Raw genomic sequence first — 17,971 nt, forward strand, 5'->3', positions numbered from 1 at the left:
GTAAAACTTGGCTTATGCCGTCGATAATACAGCTTAGTTCCTTCGTATCGCTTTCGCTTGCCTAGCCTCGGCAACGATGCGTTCAAGATCACTTAAATCTAAAGGTTTTTCAAGGTGATGGTCAAACCCTGCCTCTTTAGAGCGCTGAATATGCGAAGGTTGTCCCCACCCGGTTTGCGCTACAAATATGGCAGGAGCGAGGGCGCGCTTTTTGCGAAGAGCGGCACATAAATCGTAACCATTCATGCCCGGCATGCCAATATCCAACATTACCAAATCCGGAGTGAAAGATTCTACCGCTTTTAATGCTGAAGGGCCGTCTTCCACCACCTGCACCTGACACCCCTTTGCCTCCAAAATCCAGCCCATGGTAATAGCAGCGTCTTGATTGTCGTCTGCTATTAATACATTGAGTTTTTCTGAAGGCGCTTCTGGTATGTATTCGACTTTTTGACTCTTACTGGGCGATGAAGAAACATTGTTTGAGATGGGAAAGGTAACCTCAAGTTTTGTGCCTTTGCCTACCCCATCACTATATACATTCACGCTACCGTCGTGCATTTCCGTAAGCCGTTTTACCAAGGTTAACCCAATGCCTAAACCGCCCTGCGAGCACTCGATTCCGCCTTCTACCTGGCTAAACATATCAAAGACGGTTTCTAACTTATCGGTAGGGATCCCTTCACCATTGTCTTTAACTGTAATGGTAACCTTGCCACCGACGGTAGTGATAAGAACTTCTATAATTCCACCAGACGGCGTGTATTTCGCGGCGTTATTAATGATGTTTGAAAAAATTTGGGACAAGCGTATAAGATCGCCATCAACCCAAATGGGAAACGTCACTTTTTCCAATAATAACGTATGCTGCTTTTCATCAATTAGGGGTTGAATAGTTTCTATCGCCGTACCCAGAATTTCACACAAGTTCACGGGTTTACGGTGAATTCTTATTTTCCCCTAGGTAATACGAGACACATCCATAAGATCATCAACCAGCCTTGTCATCTGGCTTACTTGACGTCCGACTCGCCCAAAAGCCTCACATTTTTGGCTCTGGCTATAATCATCCGACTGTAGAATCTCTAATGCGTTGCGAATGGGTGCCAACGGATTACGAAGGGGTTCACGGTTTTCGCTGTGTATCTATAAAAGTAAACAGAGGCAAAAAGCGATGAGTTCCAGTGTTCAGGTGCCATGTAAATATTTATAGGCATAACACCTGTAAACGCGAAACAGTGTATAGTGAACCCAAACAACCGAAAAGATTGAAGAGACATCTAAGCAAGTGAATTACCTGCGCGCTTAATGAACTTTAATAATTAAAACGTCGTAATATTTACACCTTTTTTCTCAGTAAATATTAGCGAAAATCACTTCTCACCAGAGGCTAAGACATGGATAACGCTGGCTCTACTCAAGACAAACAAAAAAAGAACTTAGCTGGCGCATACCCAAAAATAGCTAAGCAAACTAGGCTATTAAATATGCTGGTGGTCTTCGCTTTTATCTACACGTTATATTTAGCGAAATCGTTACTTATCCCGCTTTTCTTTTCAGCGTTTATCGCCCTATTGTTGAGTCCTCTGGTTGCTTTTGCAAGAAAGCTGTTTGTACCCCGAACTATTTCGGCAGGAGCGTTAATTGCGATACTGGTGACGCCGTTCACCCTACTTACGCTAGAACTTGCTGAACCCGCTGAGCGTTGGATACACGACCTTCCTAAAATAGCCGCCGAGATCACGGAAGAAATAGAAGAAATTAGTAAGAGTATAGACGCCTATACTGCGCCTGCGGAATCTGCCCCCGTAGAAAAAGAATCTTCTTTTTTCGACTGGTTTCGCGACAATAACGCGTCTGAAAAGCCCGCTACTCAATCAGATGCTACAAATTCAGTAACCGACAAAATTAAACAAAGTGGTATTGATATGGGCCTAACACTTTTTAGTAGTGCACCATTTTTGCTAGCGCAAATTCTAGCCTGCATAGTGTTAATCTTTTTTTTATTAGTCTTTGGGCCTAACCTGTTTCACGTCTTTATAAGAGATTTTCCAGTGGTGACCAACAAAAGGCGTGCACTGGTTCTAGTAGATCAAATTCAACGGCAGCTTTCCTCATATATCGTAACGATCAGTATCATAAATACGTGTTTAGGGCTGGCTACAGCTGGTGCATTCCATTACTTAGGCATTGAAGATGCGCTACTATGGGGAGCACTCGTAGCTTTGATGAACTTTGTGCCTTACTTAGGCGGCATTGCAAGCTGTTTGGTGTTGCTCGTTGTAGGGCTCGTTCAATTCGGGCTTACTAGTGGTGCATTTTTGCCTGCAGGCATCTTTTTAGCGCTGAATATTATGGAGTCTCAGTTGATTACGCCAGCCGTTCTGGGTCGAAGCATGCAGCTAAACCCGTTGATCATCATAATCTGGATAGCCATCACAGGCTGGCTCTGGGGCGTGGTGGGCGTTTTACTAGCAGTGCCTATACTAATGTGCGTTAAGATTATTCTAGAAAATCTAGGTGTTTTTAACCACTGGATTAGGCTTATCGAATCCAAGTAAACGTTTAATCACTGCTAATTTGCTTATGGCAATAGTGTTGCCTGAAATGTTTTGACGCGCTTCCTAGCGACTCTAATCGGGGTACGTATCACCCATGGGGTGGTAGCACGTTTACCGGCATTAGGTTTATACGTTCTCCCAACAAAGCTAAGCCATCAAGCCTCTGTAGTAGCGAGTCTATTGTTCTTACTACATACATCGCCTACACAGAAACAGAGTCTCGCACTACGACTTTGCGCCACAAACCAGCGCATTGCTCAACAAATTGTTTATGGATAGGGTGAGACTGGTATTCGTTTTGTGCCTCAACGCTTTCGAAAAACATGAGTTCGGACACATCAAACGAATTATCGATAACGTCACGCTTTAAGGTATTTGCCGGCACGCCAATGTGAATGGAGTGAATCTGCGGTATGGCTTTTAACGACTCTAACCCCGCAATCAACTTTGCTTTATCTTCGGTAGAACCCGGGTTATTAAGCCAAAAGTAGACCATATGAAGTACAGGAGGAAGCATGGCATCTGTTGCGCTAGACGTTTCGGTGGTTGCAGCCACAACCGCTGAAGGCGCAGCGCTTGCCGGTAAAGCGGCGATAGAAGCTAGCGCGCTAGCACGCGTAACAAACTGCCTACGTTTTATGTCTGTCATCTTTTACACTCCCTTGGTCGGCGTTGTACTTTGAGTTAACTTACCATGGCACTATGAGCAAGATGAAGCAACTTTACTTTGCGATTATGTTGAACAGTGCATTAGCTCTTGCTCGCACTACATGCAGTTCAAACTGTGCCGGCCCGCTTAACCCTTCTCTAACTGCACTTCATATTAAGGTTTAAAAATAACTATGAAACCGCTTTGGGCACATTAAGCGCTTCCCGTGCATCATTAGTCAGTTTAACCAACGCTTTTCGTACATCTGTTGACGAAACACACAGCGCCTCAAAAGGGACAAACCACGTTTGTTTTTCTGTACCGCAATGCATGCCTTCTGGAAATACGCTATGCATTATTGGCTCTTCAACGTTAACACCCTTTTTGTGCTGCAAAATAAGCTGCATCGCGTCTTGATGATCTTCGTTCATATGGTTAATCATACTCTCTGGCGCGCCATGCCAGTCTTGGGCTTCAACACTCCAATAGACTTTATCAACCCAATGGATTTTTCCGAAACCACCGATAAAGCGTACTCGTTCAGTGCGTATAACATAAAAATTAAAATCGTGGGTTTGCTCGTATTTTTTAGCTTGCGGAAACAAACGAAAATACTGCGCTTTTACGTCGTTTTGCTTCGCAAGCTCAGCACTTCCCATAATAGTAACGCGACCGTTCGCCTGAGAGTCATCCTCACCGGCATCGAAAATAGTTAAGCTTACCTTGTCGTTCGCTTTAATATTGCGAGTGTGAAGCGCGATATCGCTAATATAGATAATTGCGTCACCGGCTGGCGTTAGGTAGTAAGGTACAACCGAACCAAAAGGGTAGCCGGGCATTGATGTTGAATGCGTGCCCAATACACCGCTGTGATGGGTGCGGCTTAGCTGTTTTGTTTGAAATGCAATATCTTGCATGCTCATGGTTAACTCCGTTCTTGTTTTTCGGTTTTCGCGAAAATTAATGTGTCACGAAAACTTGTTTTTGTTCGTTTTTAATTAGGTTTAGCTGGGTGTGATAGCACCGAGATAGCATATCGGTAGTAAGAACCCGCGCGGGTGGTCCGTCGGCTAAGCACCGCTTTTCACCCAGTAAAATCAGTCTGTCGCAGTAAGGGGAAATCAAATTAAGGTCGTGGCTTACACAAACGATGCACAGCCCTTTTTCTCGTAGCGCGACCAGTTGCTGCATTACCCGTTTCTGATGCCGTAAATCAAGCGCCGAGGTGGGCTCATCTAACAGCAAAAGCTTGCCTTCCAAGCTCTCGTTCTGATCACTTGGTAATATTTGAAGAACAGCCTTGGCCAGAAATATCCTTTGCCTTTCACCGCCTGACAAGGTTTGTATATTTCGAGCAAGCAAGTGTGTAATGTCAAACTGCTTAGCTACAAGATTAATCAGAGGACTCTTTTGTTCTAACAACTCAATATGCTGATATCGCGCTAAGTGAAGTAGTTCATCGGCAATAAAACCAAAAGGCGTCGATGCGCTTTGTGCCATTACAGCACGCTGCAACGCTAAATGGATTGCGCTTAGCGAACTTATCGCTTGCCCGCCAAGGGTTAGCTCTCCATTAAACGGCGTTTCTACACCACTAAGCATACTTAATAGCGTAGACTTACCACATCCGTTTTCACCGGCGATAGCGGTAAACTCAGCGGTGTGGAAAGAAAGCGATAGCGGCTCTAGCAAGCGCTTCTTACCTCTGGCAATGACAACATCTTTTAATGTAAGCAACTCAGTGTTTAACCGTTTGCCATTATCACTTTGCTCTAGTCTTTCAATTTTCATATTAGCTACACCCCACCACTAAATATACGGCGCTGCTGCCACAGTAAGTAAAGGAAAAATGGCGCCCCTACTGCAGAGGTAACAATACCAATAGGTATTTCCATAGGCACAAACAGCGTTCGCGCAAGCGTATCGGCGACTATCAATAATAGCGCCCCTGTTAGCGCACTGGCAGGAATTAGAACCTGGTGATTTACTCCAAAGATTGCCCTGCACATATGAGGCACCACCAGACCAACAAAGCCGATAATGCCGCACAGCGCTGTCGCTAATGCCACGGAAAACGCCACCAACCATAAAACCCTTTGTTTATAGCGGGTAACATTTAGCCCCATGTAGGCTGCTTCTTTTTCACCCAGTGCCAGTAAGTTAAGGGCATTGCGTGACTTCATAAGACCAGTAAAAGCAATAAGCCCAGCAAGTGCAATAAGACCACAAAGTGTCCAGCTTGCTCCGGCTAAACTCCCCATAGTCCAGTAGCTTATTTGGCGAAGCGCATCGTCGCTTGCCACGTAACTAATAGCCCCTATGACTGTGCCGGTTAACGCATTAATGGCTACCCCTGCCAAAATAAGTGCTGCCACCGATACACCTTGCGGACCATTTGAAAACCGTAAGACCGTCCATACAGATAGTAGTGCCCCACCAAACGCCCACATGGCTACCCATACCGATTCAAGTGCAGGAAGAAGTGGAGGCACAATGGTCATACTCAGCGCCGCGGCGGCGGCTGCGCCACCGGCAATACCGATTAAGCCAGGGTCGGCGAGCGGATTGCGCACTAGACCCTGCATGGCGCAGCCAGATACGGCTAACAGCGCGCCAATCAGCATAGTCATGATCACCCTCGGCAGCCGTATTTCAGACAGCACATACCAATGGGTGGTGTTTGCTGACGTATTTTCTACCGTATTTGCGCCGCTAATGAAGTATCTAAGTTGCTGTTCAATATCAATTGGTAAACTGCCGCGGGTTAACCCCACATAAGCACAGGTCAACAGCAATAAGAGCAGTATTCCCATGCCAATACGTTTTCGCTGTGCGCGGGCATTAATAAGCTGAAGTACCACAGGCACCGATGAGTAATCGCTTGGGTTATCGCCTAGGTTACCGCTTGGGTAATCGCTTGGGTTATCACTGTGCTTAGCTGCGGAAGATAACTGCATTATTAACTCGTTCCACTATAAGCAGCTTTTTGCGTTTGCTTAATTTCAATGGCTTTTTCTGCATACTCTGCAACATGCTGAAGCGCCACATGAAAGCGCGGGGAAAGGCCCAAGCTTATGCTGCTATCCATGGCTTCAACTAGGCAATGTTTACCAGCAAACGTGGCAGCTAACGCGTGATGTGTACAAAGGGCCTCCTTCGCACTTTTGCCACGAAGCATGTGCCCTGCTGCAATTACAACATCGGGGTTTTGCATAAGCACAGACTCTGCATCCATCACTTTGTAACCTTCCACAGCTGAACCAATATTAACGATACCAAGAGTATCGAATAGCGCTTGAGGCACGGTATCTTTACCAGCTACCGTTATCCCTCTGTCATTGTTCGCCACCACAAAGAGCGCTTTGATGGGCGTGTTGAACGCAGAGGTTTTATCGGCGTACCGCGCTTTTTGTTGCTCTACCTTCTTTTCTATATGGTGAATTAGTTCAATAGCCTGCTCGCTAGAGGCAAGTTTTTTGCCAATGTCTAGCACCAAGGCTTTCAAGCCACTAAGGTTTTTATCCACTTCAAAAGTAGTAACGTCTACGCCGGCGTGGGCTATTTGTTCAAGCGCAACACTTGGGCCTGCTGCCTCAGCTCCTAATAGCATTGTGGGCTGCTGGGCCAATACCCCTTCCGTGCTAAGCTGACGAAAGTACCCAAGCTTAGTCAAACTTGCTGCTTCTTGTGGAAACATACTGGTACTATCGGTCGCGATTACCCAGTCGCCTCGCCCTAACGCGAACACAATTTCGGTGATACTGCCGCCAGCAGTGATTATTCGAGGCGGCGCAGTTTGCGTTTCATTTAAAGGGGCGCTAAACGCCCCTACAGCAAACAAACACCACCCTACCATCACCGTAGAAATAGCTTTTGCGGCTATTGAAGAAAATGAGAGTGTGTGTTGCGGCATCATTTACTCTCCGGTCACAGGGTCAACGCGGAAGCTATAGGCACCTGATGTACCCTCTTCATCGTAATAGCTGGTAATTTGAAACTTATACGTGGTGTCGCCAGCCTGAATTAAATAAACCCCAAACTGTGAGTAAAGTAAGTGGCTGGTGCTGTCGTAGAAATACCAGTTGTTCGTACTCATCGCGTACTCACTGACCGTCTCTTCACTGAAGCCATAATACTGCGCCGCTTCTGTGTCCACGCCGTTATACGTTTGTGCATCGGTGCGAAGTACAGTGGCGTCATCCGCAATAGTCAGGGCAAATTCCCCCGCGCCGTCTGCGCACGGAATAGTGAGGTCCCAGCCGTCAGCTTGTGTAACCACCTGCTGCAAATCAAAATCTACGTAGACAGCGTCGCTACAACCTACCGCATCAAGGGTCAGCGCGACTTCTTCGGCAAAGGTAGTTTGCCCATCAAGAACGCTTTGGTGCATAACGCCAAGGGTTATTTCACCAATACCTCGCCCTTCAGTGACGATATCGGTAACGTGAAATTTTGTGTAGTTGCTGTCTGAAAACACGATGTAATACGTCTCTTCATTTGGCGTTACTACGTGAGTGGTAAAGTCGTAATTGTAAAAGGTATCGCCGATGACTTGGGTTTCTGTATCTGTGCTGAACGCTTCAGCTTCTGGGATATCGCTTTGAGTAACAGCCAAGTAGTCGTCTAGTTCGCTGTCTGCGGTCGCATTTAGGAACAGTTCAGATGCTGGCGCGCCAGTATCATCATAAAAGTCGCTGTTATTTCCAGTAAAATAAAGGCTTACTGGCGTGTCTTGATGCGTATTTAAGAACACATTAGTACGTTTAAAACCAATATCCCATGTGGTATCCGTTGCGGCTTCTTCATCGGTAAGCGTAAGCTGCGTCTGTGTATCTAAGTCAAAGTAAACTGCAACAGGCTCTGATGTCGAGCCCGTACTGTACGGCCCATAAATGGTTGCTTCTTCGTTTCCACCGTCAGAACTTCCATCATCTGAACCTCCGCTACCATCGGTTACTTCATCAGGTGTTTCAACTGGGGTGTCATCGCTACTTGAGCCACCACACGCAGTTAGGCCGAATGTCATAGCAAGCAATAACGCTAAATAGGTCTTATTCATGTGTTTTCCTTATTTTAAATTCGCTGTGTTAAGCAGCGGGTTTTATTTATTGGTTTAATTTGTTGGTCTAGGTTTTTAACCTAAGTTTTTGGGCCGTTTTTTTTGGGCCGATTTTTTTGGGGCCGTTTTTTTTGAAAGTGGCGCCTTGTCAGTTTGATGTCTGTCGCTAGGTGTTTTTTTGTTCTCAAACGTTTTTTCTATGTCAGTGCTTTCGTTTTATGGTTATTTCAATACTGGTAACTCACGCCCAAATACAATCGCCTTGCAGCAATCGGTCTAGCGTCGAAAGCCCCCGCTAAAAGTGCCTCGGTTGAGCGATGTTCATCGGTAAGGTTTTCAAGTCCGAGGCGCGCTTGCCACTGAGGCGTGAACTGGTGCTGTACGACCGCGTTTAGCGTGGTAAAGCTATCTTTCGCTATTGAGTTATAGCCAATAGAAGGTGACACATTTCCCTCATGCACACCGTAAAGCTGTAGACTGGTGTCGGTATGACTAAACTGATAGGTAACGGACGCTTTAACTAAGTGGGTAGGACGTTCAGGCAAGCGCTGCGAACTGCCGTCTTCGGAAACTAGGTAGCTGTAATTCAATTGCCACTGCCAATTGTCATCTTGCGCGCTAGCGCTTAAATCAGCACCGTACAGGGTGGCTTCATCGAGGTTCTGATAGACTGAAATATCCAAACCCGCGTCTTGCGATGCATCCACGTCTACCGCCGTGGTAATGAAATCATCAGCTTTGGTGTAATGAAGGTTAATATCGACCTGATATAACCAGTCACTTTTGGTAGGCGTTAATCTAAGGTTTGTGCCTACGTTAGCATTTAGCGCTGTTTCAGGCGTAAGTGCGTCGTTGCCAAGCACCATGTAACCTAAGTTACTGTGGTCGAATACGTAATAGCGCTCCTTAAGGTTGGGCACGCGATAGCTGCTGCCCACGCCAGCACGAAGTTGCCAAGAAGTATTCTCAGCGTTAAACGACTGGCTTGCACTTGCTTTAAACGCAGTATGCCAGCCAAAATCAGAGTCGTTCTGTATTCTTGCGCCCGCTAAAAGCTGGGTGTGGTTTTGCTGCCAGTTCCCTTGTAAATAGAGCTCGGCACTTTCACGACTTACATCATCAACTTCAACCGTGCCCGTGCTGAGGTTTAGCTGGTCCAGCGAGTCGCCATGTAAAACAACGCCGCCTACCCACTCAATATCTTTGGTGGAATAAATTTTCTGCGCTTCCATTTCCGCAAGCTGGATATCGGTTTGACGCAACCCGTTGCTGTTACCGCTTTCTTCATTATGTGAAAGATAGCGCGTATTGATATGCCAATCGTATTGTTGCTCTAAGCGGACATCATGCTGCCATTGGGTAACATTAGAAAGGTAGCTGATGATAGTGGCTTGACCGGGTATTGATGATTGAGGCTTGTCTTTTTGTTCATCCAACCACTGCCCCTTGTATTGCACGCTCACGCTATTTATCAATGTAGATAACGACATTTGCACGAAGGATTTGTCTACCGCGCCTCCATCTTGTGATGTAGTTTCGCCGTCGTAATCAAAACCCGGGTTGGTAATGTTCTGAGCCGTTATGCCAAGCTGCCAATCACTAATTGCTTTCGCAGCAGTTATCCTAGACGTGTGCCCGATTTCATCACCTTCAATTGCATCATCGGTAAAGTATGATGCCTCGTAGTCTGCTGAAAACTGCGACCCTTCCACCTTCTCGGTAATGATATTGATAACACCACCCATGGCAGAGCTGCCGTAAAGTACTGATGCCGCGCCACGCACTATTTCAATTTGTTTAATATTGGCAACGCTAATTTGGTCAAGGTCGACGGAAGAGCCTGTGGGAGAAATGATGGGCTGGCCGTTGATTAACACCAACACATGATCGCCATTGAACCCGTTTAGCTGAACGTTGTAGCCGTCTTTTTGACTTCGCCTCACCACAACGCCCGGCATCACCTCAAGCACTTGGCGCAAGGTACCTTTACTTAGTCGCGCAATCTCCGCTTTATCTACTACATCAATTTTTACGGGCGAAGAAGCCAATAGTTTAGGTGTCCTAGTACCTGTCACCACAACGCGCTCAAGGGCATCTTCTGCTAATACTGGAAAAGACAAAGGAAGGCTAGCGGCTACCACAAAGAAAGGGTCAAAGCGGGCTCGTTTCATTGATAATTCTTTTAATGCAAATGATAATGATTTGCGTTTGATCTTATTTATTTAAAACCTTTTTGCAAGGAAAATTGTTAACCGCTCTCATGAAAAATGTCTAAGCCTCTAATAAATAAGACTTTTAAAATGCTATTTAGAGGGTGAAAAAAGAAATCGAGGAGTAAACAAACTTGGCAAGATAATTGATTTACAAAGTAGATATTAAGGTAACAACAACGGGATTTTGACACTATGCGCCTACCTACTAAACAACTTATCAATAAAATCGAAAATTTGTCTAATGGCCTAACACCAGAGCAGCTAACAAGCTTTCTCGATATTATTGACGCTATGACGGCACTGGTTGAGGAAGCTGGAGAGTTAAAAGCTGATAGCGACACCAAAAATAATAGCCCCAGTACAGGGTTGTCCGTATTCCACTAGACTAAGGTTTACAGTGTTCACTGCCTTCAAGTAAGAGCGCTATAGCAATACCAAGAATGATGAATATTCGTTTTTGCTCACTTGCAGTTCGTTTATGTTCGTTTTATGATACGTCCCAATTAAATGTACATGGGAAGTTGCGTCAGAATAAGAACTAAACGGCCTGTTAGTTAGATGAACAGTTAGTGCAATATTGCGCAACATAAAACGCTTTTCTGCCTTCATTTTCCCTAACATAACTCTGTCGTTTCTTTTTCTGCACAGCGCGTTGTACTGGTTAAAGATTTAAAGGATGAATTATGTTACCTCTCACGGAACCAACGCTTTTCCGCCAGTGTATTGCTGAATTCATAGGCACGGCGATTCTAATTTTCTTTGGTGTTGGTGCAGTTGCAGCACTGGTATTAACAGGTGCTTCGTTCGGTCAATGGGAAATAAGTATTGTCTGGGGGTTTGGCGTAGCTGTTGCCATTTATTGTACTGCTGGAGTTTCGGGTGCACATATTAATCCTGCGGTAACCATTGCGCTTGCTCTTTTTCATGGTTTTGAAAAGCACAAAGTAGGCCCCTTCATCCTTTCTCAGTTTCTGGGAGCATTCGCTGCTGCCGCACTTATCTACGGCTTATATCATCAACTTTTTACAGACTATGAACTTACTCACAACCTTTCACGCGATAGTGTAGAGGCTCTGGCGACCGCCAGCATTTTTTCTACTTTTCCTCACGAAGCCCTTTCATTCTGGGGTGCCTTTGGCGTTGAATTCGTTATCACTGCAGTGTTGATGTTTGCAATACTGGCATTGGGCGATGAAAACAACGGTGCATCACGTGGAGCCATGAACCCGCTACTAATTGGTATTGTCATCGCTGTCATTGGTTCCTCTTTAGGACCGTTGACCGGTTTTGCCATGAACCCAGCTCGCGATTTTGGTCCAAAGCTCTTTTCCTATATTGCGGGATGGGAGCATGCGCTCTCCGGCGCGAAAGCCACTCCTTACTTTATTGTACCTATTATTGCGCCTATATGTGGTGCATGCTTTGGCGCTTGGCTTTACCCTGTATTAATAGGTCGCTCTCTTTCCCAAGACAGTCGCGCCTGTACTATTCCTAGCGATTGCGAAACTTCCGTTGTTACACAAACTTCTCAAGAGAGTTTTGATAGAGGGTAAGCTGACTGTTGATATACGAGCGGCAATGGCCTATTTTACGCCGCAGTTGAATTTACAAAGAAGCATAGCGCGTGTTTTATTTAATAACAGTTACTGTCCTTTGGGCATTTTCCTTTTCGCTTATTGGCGAATTTTTAGCAGGCTCAGTAGACAGTTATTTTGCTGTTTTGACACGCATTGTGCTCGCCACACTGGTTTTCCTTCCCTTTCTTAAGCCGGCATTATTAAACCTTAAACAAAAGGCGATCCTGGCGAGTTTAGGTGCTGTGCAGTTAGGGTTAATGTACATCTTCTTTTATCACGCATTTTTGTTTTTAAGCGTGCCAGAGGTGTTGCTTTTCACCATTTTCACACCGCTTTACGTAGCCATTTTAAACGACGCACTCTTTAAGCGCTTCACCCCGTTTTACTTGTTGTGTGCACTTATCGCTACCACAGGGGCTGCCATTATTCGTTTTAACGGCATTAGCGATAATTACTGGTTTGGCTTTGCCGTTGTTCAAGGTGCTAACCTTTCCTTTGCGCTAGGACAGGTGGGTTATAAAAAACTCACCTCCACCTTCAAAACACAAGTGCCCTATCACAACGTGTTTGCGTGGTTTTATTTAGGCGCACTGGCTATAGCACTACCTGCTTTCTTCATTTTTGGTAACACTAGCCAACTGCCGCAGAATGCTCAGCAGTGGGGCATATTGTTGTGGTTAGGTATCGTGGCATCGGGGCTTGGGTATTACTTTTGGAATCAAGGCGCGCTGAAAGTATCAGGAGGCACATTAGCCATCATGAACAACGCGCTTATTCCAGCAGGGCTTGTGGTTAATTTACTTCTTTGGCAAAAAGACACTGACTTTTCTCGCCTATTTCTTGGCGGTGCCATCATTGCCATTGCGCTTTGGATGTCTCATCAATACAGCAAGAAACAGAAGCAGCTCTAAGCCTCAACAAAGCCGACTCTACGCAGGGCTATACTCGCTAATCATGGTGTAGTCTTTGCGCGGCCCTTTGACCTGCCATGTTGAGCGCCACACTGGCAACTTTGCGAAGTCATAGTGCACTACGTAGTTGTCATCGCCGCATAAGTGTTCGGCATTCGGGTTGCTCGCACTAAATGTATGAAAATAACGTTCATCGTCAAACAAAACATCGAACACACCATGCTGTGACTGTTGCCAAAAATAGCGGCGCTCGGCAGGCATAATGTTTCCATTTGGCGCGGTTACTTCGCCCTGCTCGTAATAATTCAGCGTCGGTTTCTCCCACGCAGGCTCCCAACAAAAAGCAGCTGTCCCAACAAACGAAAAAGTATCCCCGTTTTGCTGGATAATTTTCCGACGCAAATGCCAGCGCCCTGCGAAGTCGTCAAGATTCGCGGTGCCCTTAGAAGGCGCTGGCAACGTCGATACGCTGGGGCTAGATGACACCTTAGAGCCTGTCATATAATACATCCTATCACTTCATAATTAATCAGACCAAGCAATAGTAAGCACTTACAATAAGCGTACTTCCCTACTACCAAAAATAGGTCACGGTAGCCGAATACTGTTCGCCCCGCCCTGGCGTACCGGGAATTTCTTCAAATCGTTCATCCCAAAAGTTATCAACTGCCAGTACTAGGTTTAACCCTTCAATTTGAGCCGGTGAATAGGTGAGTGTAACGTGAGAGAAGAATGCCGAATCACTACCGTTTCTAAGCGCGTTGGTTTCTTGCTTGCGCCACTCGTTGTCTATGCGAACCTCAACCGTATCAGTTGCAAACTACACCAGTCCAAGGGTTGCTCTATGCGGTGGGTAGTTAAGCGCATAAAAACTCGCATCCACACCTTCAATGCCGTAGTCTTCCGACTTATCTAGATAGGTATAACTGGCAACCACATCCGCATTATCAAAGCGCTTAATCGCAATTAGTTCAAACCCTAGCGTCTCAATATCTACGGGGTTTGCGCTGCGTGCCGAGGTGGAATCGAAGCTGTAAGTCCAGTCGGTCAGCTCGTTATCCCAGCGATAGAAAACGGCGGTATCAACTTTCCATGATTGCTCATCAAACGACGCGCCAAGCTCGAGGTTTTTACTCACCTCTCGCTGTAGCTGATTGTTACTCCTGAACAAGCCACTCGTGGTGCTGCCGCCCACTGCAGTATAGCCGGCCACTTGTGTAGCTTCTGCATACGAAAGATATAAATTTCGCGAGGCATTATCGCCAGTTTGCGTGTACCAGTTAATATCGCCCACAAAAGACAGCCGATCTTCATCGCGATTAGTATCATCAAACGCGCCACCTAAGCGTACGGTAATCGACTCCTTAGTGTTTAGCTGGGTACGATACTCTGGCACCACACTAATGTTGTAGTAGTCGCGGGAAGTGAAGTTATTTTCTAGCGTGGTCGATTCAATGTCGTCTGCAGTAATTTGCGCGGAGTAGTTGATACCAAAGTCTGGCGAGAGGTTGTGAGTACCAGAAAGCGCGAGTGATTTTACCTGCGTTTCGTGAAACGCCTGAAAACTTTCTGGGTTTTCGCGCGAAAATACATAGTGGTCATCGTTTTCCCTGTAATAACCCGATACCTCAAAGGCACTTTCATTACCCTTTTCACCGTAGCGCTGCTTATGATTTAGCATTACCAAACGCGTTTCAATATCTTCGGTTTCGTTAACGTCAAAGGGCGTATACAAATTAGGCCAACCGAAGAACTTTTGCTGATAACCATAAAACAAGTCGGTTTGCGAACGTTCGCTTGCTAACTGAACGCGACCTGACGCGCGTTCAAATTGGTGATCACCATTAGCAATAGTGCCATCGCTTTCAGAGCGAGAATACTCTCCTTCCACACCCACAGACCATGCTGGATAGCTTTTAAGCTGTTGTTTTACTGCGCCGTGAACGCGCTGCAAATTGAAGTTATTGTTGCCCACGCCAACAGATACACTGCCCGCCTCTTGAATAGGTCGCCATCCGTAAGACACCGTACCAACAGAGCTATTTACACCATAAAGCGCGTTATCAACACCGGTAAAAATACTCGGCTCAGTCAACATTTCTGGCGCAATAGGAATTTCGGCAAAATAGTGTCCCGTTTGCGGGTCGATAAGCGTCGCGCTTCCCACTCGAAAGCCGGTGTTCTCGAAGATACCACCGCGGATGGTGACATCGGCCTGTGCTTCGGCCATGTTTCTTGATTGCAAATCTACCCGCGGGTCGTATTCCAAATTTGAAATGGGTGAATTAAACGTACCAACCGGCTTGTTATTCGCAGTCGCCGCCCCTTCAATCGTAATTTTTTCGACGTTCGCTTCAGCCGTTTCTGTAGATATAACATCTACGTTTTCCGTTGCGAAAACAGATAAAGGAAGCGCAGATAAAAATAGAGGAAATGTTTTATGAAACATTGAGTGTCCTAGTTCCTAGTGCTAGTTCATATTCACAAACGCTAAACGCTTTTCAGACACCTGACATTTGCAGGTGCGTAACACGTACTATCACCGATACAGACTTTTATTACGTCGGTTTATAGTGCGTAGTGTAATTTATGGTTAAGTGTTGGCTTATCGCTTAAATAAGGTCGCGAAGTGTATAGCATATGTGAGCATAGGAAAACGTCACTTCGCTGAGTTTAGACCAGTCTCCAACTATAAATCACCTTGCCAAAAGAAATGAGATAACATAACACCACCAATGTTTACAAACCCTGCTGAAGACTCGTTAAACCTTCTTATGCTTAACTCTAAAATACCGTTTTTATTTTCGTTAGTTGGACTATCGGTGAATGCCGCTGCGCAAAGTGATAGTACTCTAACTCAAAGTGCTCACGATGAACTAGAGCACATCGAAGTGAAAAGACACTTTCAGCCTTATCGTGGTAACGTACCGCTTATCGACACGCCGCAAGCAACTGACCGAATTACCGCCGATACATTAGCAAATGAAGGGATCACACGCTTCATCGATGCACTGGATTTTGCGCCGACTATCGTAAGGCAAAACAACTCGGGCGGTATGTTCGATAGCTTTGCTATTCGTGGCTTTTCTGGCGATGAAAACAATCCGTCGGGGTATCTGATAAACGGCTTTAACGTACGTGGCTACAGCGGCAATAGAAGTACGGTTAACGTTCAAACTATTGAAGTAATGAAAGGGCCAGGCTCTGTCCTTTATGGGCAAGGCGAGCCTGGCGGTACCATCAACATCATCACCAAAAAACCGCAGTTTGAAGAGCAAGGCTACGTTCAAGCCACCGTCGGTAATTTTGATAAGAAGCACGTAGAGTTCGATTATACGAACGGCATTAGTTCAGATATGGCGTATCGCGTTAACGGTTCGTACGAAAACTCTGATACTTATCGCGATAACGTGTTTTTCAAGAATTTAAACCTTAACCCTTCATTTATTTGGAACCTCTCTGATCACACCAGCTTAAGTTATCAGATGGAAATCTTAGATCAGGAAAAGCCTCTTGATCGCGGTGTATTTATCTTAAATAACAACTTTGACGCTGTAGATGCCGAAGACTTTTACGGTGATATCAGAGACGGTGCCCATGAAGTTAAAGCCTTTGGACATCAGCTAGTGTTAAATCACGAGTTAAATCACAACTGGCATTTACTCAGTGGCTTCGCCTATAGAGACTCTTCTTTTGAAGGGCAGTCTTCAGATACTGAACTATCGGAAGGTCGTCAGATTTTGTATACCGACCCATCTGTACTTTCAAGGCAGCGACGAACCCGCGACTATCAAGCGCAAGACTTATCGCTACGCTTTGAATTAAGTGGCGTGGTGGATGTGGCAGGCTTTGTAAACAACGTCTTATTTGGTTTGGACTACTACAACTACCACATAGATACAGACTATCGTCGTTGGCGCACGGCGTGGGGCGCGGGTGATACCACGTATAGTATCGACCCTGAAAACCCAGACTACACTATTTTTAGACCTGAGGTGACGCCCACTACACTCACCGCCGAAAAGCAAAAAGGGTTAGGATTTTATGCACAAGACGTTATAGAACTTACCGATGCCACCAAGCTTTTAGTCGGCTTTCGTGTGGACAAGTTCGAGCAAGACATTTTTAATAAGCTGAGCGAAGAAGGGCAAGAACAAGACCAAACGGAAGTGACGCCACGCTTCGGTTTTGTGTATGAAATCAATCACGCTGTAAGTCTATACACGAGCTATGCAGAAGGTTTCAGACCCAATCCAGGGCTTGATTCAGACCGCAACGCCTTTGACCCTGAAGAGACCACCTCTTTTGAGGTAGGTGCGAAGTGGGAAAACGTTGCTGATATGTTCTCAGGCAGCATTGCGATTTTTGATGCCGCAAAGACCAATATGCTAACCGCTGAACCTAACACTGGCTTTTCAGCGACGCTCGGTGAAGTTGAAAGCCAAGGGATTGAGTTTCAATTAACGACTGACCTTACTTCAGACATTCGCCTTGATATGGCCTATGCGTATACCGACGCTAAGACCGCGAAAGCAGTGAATGACTTAGATTTTGGCGTGCCTATTCCAAAAGGGTCGCGCTTAATCAATATTGCCAAGCATTCGGGTTATATCTCGCTTAACCATTTCACCCGCGTATTTGAAAAAGAAGCGTTCTTTGGTGTGACCATGCGTTACGTGGGTGACCGCTTAGGACAAACCACCGATCCAACATTCATTTTGCCGTCTTACACCCTTGTGAACCTTGCAGGGTCGGTGAATATTAGCGATGCGCTTTCTATGAGGTTTGACGTGAACAATCTGTTCGACAGGGATTACTTTGAGAACTCATACCACCAGCTTTGGATCATGCCGGGTTCACCGACTAACTATACGGTAAGCGTTAGGTATCAGTTCTAGCGGTTCATTGCGAACACTTTTTGTTTGAGTAATGTTTTTCAACTGCGCTAGATGCAGGTTTAAAACCGTAAATAAAAGCCGGAAGTGTCTTAATCACACTTCC

The 17,971-nt window shown here is 45.7% G+C and carries 15 protein-coding genes and 1 pseudogene; 5 read left to right on the forward strand and 11 right to left on the reverse strand.

The genetic code is table 11. From position 1 onward, the window contains the following. Positions 1 to 33 precede the first annotated feature (33 nt). Both ACTRWF_RS11405 and ACTRWF_RS11410 read right to left on the reverse strand, forming a co-directional pair. Complete coding sequence (locus ACTRWF_RS11405; RefSeq protein ID WP_015067978.1) at positions 34 to 933, reverse strand: ATP-binding response regulator; 900 nt, start codon at positions 931 to 933, stop codon at positions 34 to 36. A 27-nt stretch (positions 934 to 960) separates the two neighbouring features. Next, positions 961 to 1,110: a histidine kinase dimerization/phospho-acceptor domain-containing protein gene (locus ACTRWF_RS11410; RefSeq protein WP_232362979.1), complete on the reverse strand. Its 150-nt coding sequence runs from the start codon at positions 1,108 to 1,110 to the stop codon at positions 961 to 963. 287 nt (positions 1,111 to 1,397) lie between these two features. Here ACTRWF_RS11410 and ACTRWF_RS11415 point away from each other — a divergent pair, with 287 nt between their 5' ends. Beyond that, positions 1,398 to 2,561 (forward strand): AI-2E family transporter, encoded by a 1,164-nt coding sequence (locus tag ACTRWF_RS11415; protein WP_462835573.1) that lies wholly within the window; start codon positions 1,398 to 1,400, stop codon positions 2,559 to 2,561. Positions 2,562 to 2,763: 202 nt separating this feature from the next. Here the strand turns inward: ACTRWF_RS11415 and ACTRWF_RS11420 are convergent, their stop codons facing one another. The 7 genes from ACTRWF_RS11420 to ACTRWF_RS11450 form a co-directional block, all read right to left on the reverse strand. After that, a complete protein-coding gene (locus ACTRWF_RS11420) occupies positions 2,764 to 3,210 on the reverse strand; it encodes a Dabb family protein (protein ID WP_015067980.1) in 447 nt (148 codons plus the stop codon). Between the two features lie 191 nt (positions 3,211 to 3,401). After that, a complete protein-coding gene (locus ACTRWF_RS11425) occupies positions 3,402 to 4,133 on the reverse strand; it encodes a DUF2470 domain-containing protein (protein WP_462835574.1) in 732 nt (243 codons plus the stop codon). 37 nt (positions 4,134 to 4,170) lie between these two features. Beyond that, the gene (locus ACTRWF_RS11430) at positions 4,171 to 5,001 is read right to left on the reverse strand and encodes an ATP-binding cassette domain-containing protein (RefSeq protein ID WP_462835575.1); all 831 of its coding nucleotides are present in this window, start codon (positions 4,999 to 5,001) and stop codon (positions 4,171 to 4,173) included. A gap of 5 nt (positions 5,002 to 5,006) precedes the next feature. Next, on the reverse strand, positions 5,007 to 6,167 hold the full coding sequence (locus tag ACTRWF_RS11435) for an iron chelate uptake ABC transporter family permease subunit (protein ID WP_462835576.1): 1,161 nt from the start codon (positions 6,165 to 6,167) through the stop codon (positions 5,007 to 5,009). A 2-nt stretch (positions 6,168 to 6,169) separates the two neighbouring features. Next, positions 6,170 to 7,126, reverse strand: coding sequence for an ABC transporter substrate-binding protein (locus ACTRWF_RS11440; RefSeq protein WP_462835577.1), 957 nt, complete (start codon positions 7,124 to 7,126; stop codon positions 6,170 to 6,172). Further along, complete coding sequence (locus tag ACTRWF_RS11445; protein ID WP_462835578.1) at positions 7,127 to 8,269, reverse strand: HmuY family protein; 1,143 nt, start codon at positions 8,267 to 8,269, stop codon at positions 7,127 to 7,129. A gap of 227 nt (positions 8,270 to 8,496) precedes the next feature. Then, the gene (locus tag ACTRWF_RS11450) at positions 8,497 to 10,440 is read right to left on the reverse strand and encodes a TonB-dependent receptor domain-containing protein (RefSeq protein WP_462835579.1); all 1,944 of its coding nucleotides are present in this window, start codon (positions 10,438 to 10,440) and stop codon (positions 8,497 to 8,499) included. Positions 10,441 to 10,674: 234 nt separating this feature from the next. Between ACTRWF_RS11450 and ACTRWF_RS11455 the strand changes: the two genes are divergently transcribed. The 3 genes from ACTRWF_RS11455 (at position 10,675) to ACTRWF_RS11465 (ending at position 12,970) form a co-directional block, all read left to right on the forward strand. Continuing rightward, positions 10,675 to 10,866: a hypothetical protein gene (locus ACTRWF_RS11455; RefSeq protein WP_015067986.1), complete on the forward strand. Its 192-nt coding sequence runs from the start codon at positions 10,675 to 10,677 to the stop codon at positions 10,864 to 10,866. A 299-nt stretch (positions 10,867 to 11,165) separates the two neighbouring features. Beyond that, a complete protein-coding gene (locus ACTRWF_RS11460) occupies positions 11,166 to 12,035 on the forward strand; it encodes an MIP/aquaporin family protein (RefSeq protein ID WP_020744217.1) in 870 nt (289 codons plus the stop codon). Positions 12,036 to 12,106: 71 nt separating this feature from the next. Then, positions 12,107 to 12,970, forward strand: coding sequence for an EamA family transporter (locus ACTRWF_RS11465; RefSeq protein ID WP_012519674.1), 864 nt, complete (start codon positions 12,107 to 12,109; stop codon positions 12,968 to 12,970). 18 nt (positions 12,971 to 12,988) lie between these two features. Here the strand turns inward: ACTRWF_RS11465 and ACTRWF_RS11470 are convergent, their stop codons facing one another. Together ACTRWF_RS11470 and ACTRWF_RS11475 are read right to left on the reverse strand one after the other, a co-directional pair. Next, entirely contained in the window at positions 12,989 to 13,471 is a 483-nt protein-coding gene (locus ACTRWF_RS11470; RefSeq protein WP_020744218.1) for a DUF6314 family protein, read from the reverse strand. A gap of 73 nt (positions 13,472 to 13,544) precedes the next feature. Further along, positions 13,545 to 15,419: pseudogene (locus tag ACTRWF_RS11475) on the reverse strand (TonB-dependent receptor plug domain-containing protein). A 286-nt stretch (positions 15,420 to 15,705) separates the two neighbouring features. Between ACTRWF_RS11475 and ACTRWF_RS11480 the strand changes: the two are divergent. Further along, complete coding sequence (locus ACTRWF_RS11480) at positions 15,706 to 17,868, forward strand: TonB-dependent siderophore receptor (protein ID WP_462835580.1); 2,163 nt, start codon at positions 15,706 to 15,708, stop codon at positions 17,866 to 17,868. The last annotated feature ends 103 nt before the right edge of the window (positions 17,869 to 17,971 follow it).

Source organism: Alteromonas sp. G5_S2_22_S1 (assembly GCF_054968525.1).

Coding starts and splice junctions, on each gene's coding strand:
- ACTRWF_RS11415 (WP_462835573.1), top strand. CDS start 1,398: ATGGATAACGCTGGCTCTACTCAAGACAAACAAAAAAAGAACTTAGCT.
- ACTRWF_RS11420 (WP_015067980.1), bottom strand. CDS start 3,210: ATGACAGACATAAAACGTAGGCAGTTTGTTACGCGTGCTAGCGCGCTA.
- ACTRWF_RS11425 (WP_462835574.1), bottom strand. CDS start 4,133: ATGAGCATGCAAGATATTGCATTTCAAACAAAACAGCTAAGCCGCACC.
- ACTRWF_RS11430 (WP_462835575.1), bottom strand. CDS start 5,001: ATGAAAATTGAAAGACTAGAGCAAAGTGATAATGGCAAACGGTTAAAC.
- ACTRWF_RS11435 (WP_462835576.1), bottom strand. CDS start 6,167: ATGCAGTTATCTTCCGCAGCTAAGCACAGTGATAACCCAAGCGATTAC.
- ACTRWF_RS11440 (WP_462835577.1), bottom strand. CDS start 7,126: ATGATGCCGCAACACACACTCTCATTTTCTTCAATAGCCGCAAAAGCT.
- ACTRWF_RS11445 (WP_462835578.1), bottom strand. CDS start 8,269: ATGAATAAGACCTATTTAGCGTTATTGCTTGCTATGACATTCGGCCTA.
- ACTRWF_RS11450 (WP_462835579.1), bottom strand. CDS start 10,440: ATGAAACGAGCCCGCTTTGACCCTTTCTTTGTGGTAGCCGCTAGCCTT.
- ACTRWF_RS11455 (WP_015067986.1), top strand. CDS start 10,675: ATGCGCCTACCTACTAAACAACTTATCAATAAAATCGAAAATTTGTCT.
- ACTRWF_RS11460 (WP_020744217.1), top strand. CDS start 11,166: ATGTTACCTCTCACGGAACCAACGCTTTTCCGCCAGTGTATTGCTGAA.
- ACTRWF_RS11470 (WP_020744218.1), bottom strand. CDS start 13,471: ATGACAGGCTCTAAGGTGTCATCTAGCCCCAGCGTATCGACGTTGCCA.
- ACTRWF_RS11480 (WP_462835580.1), top strand. CDS start 15,706: ATGTTTACAAACCCTGCTGAAGACTCGTTAAACCTTCTTATGCTTAAC.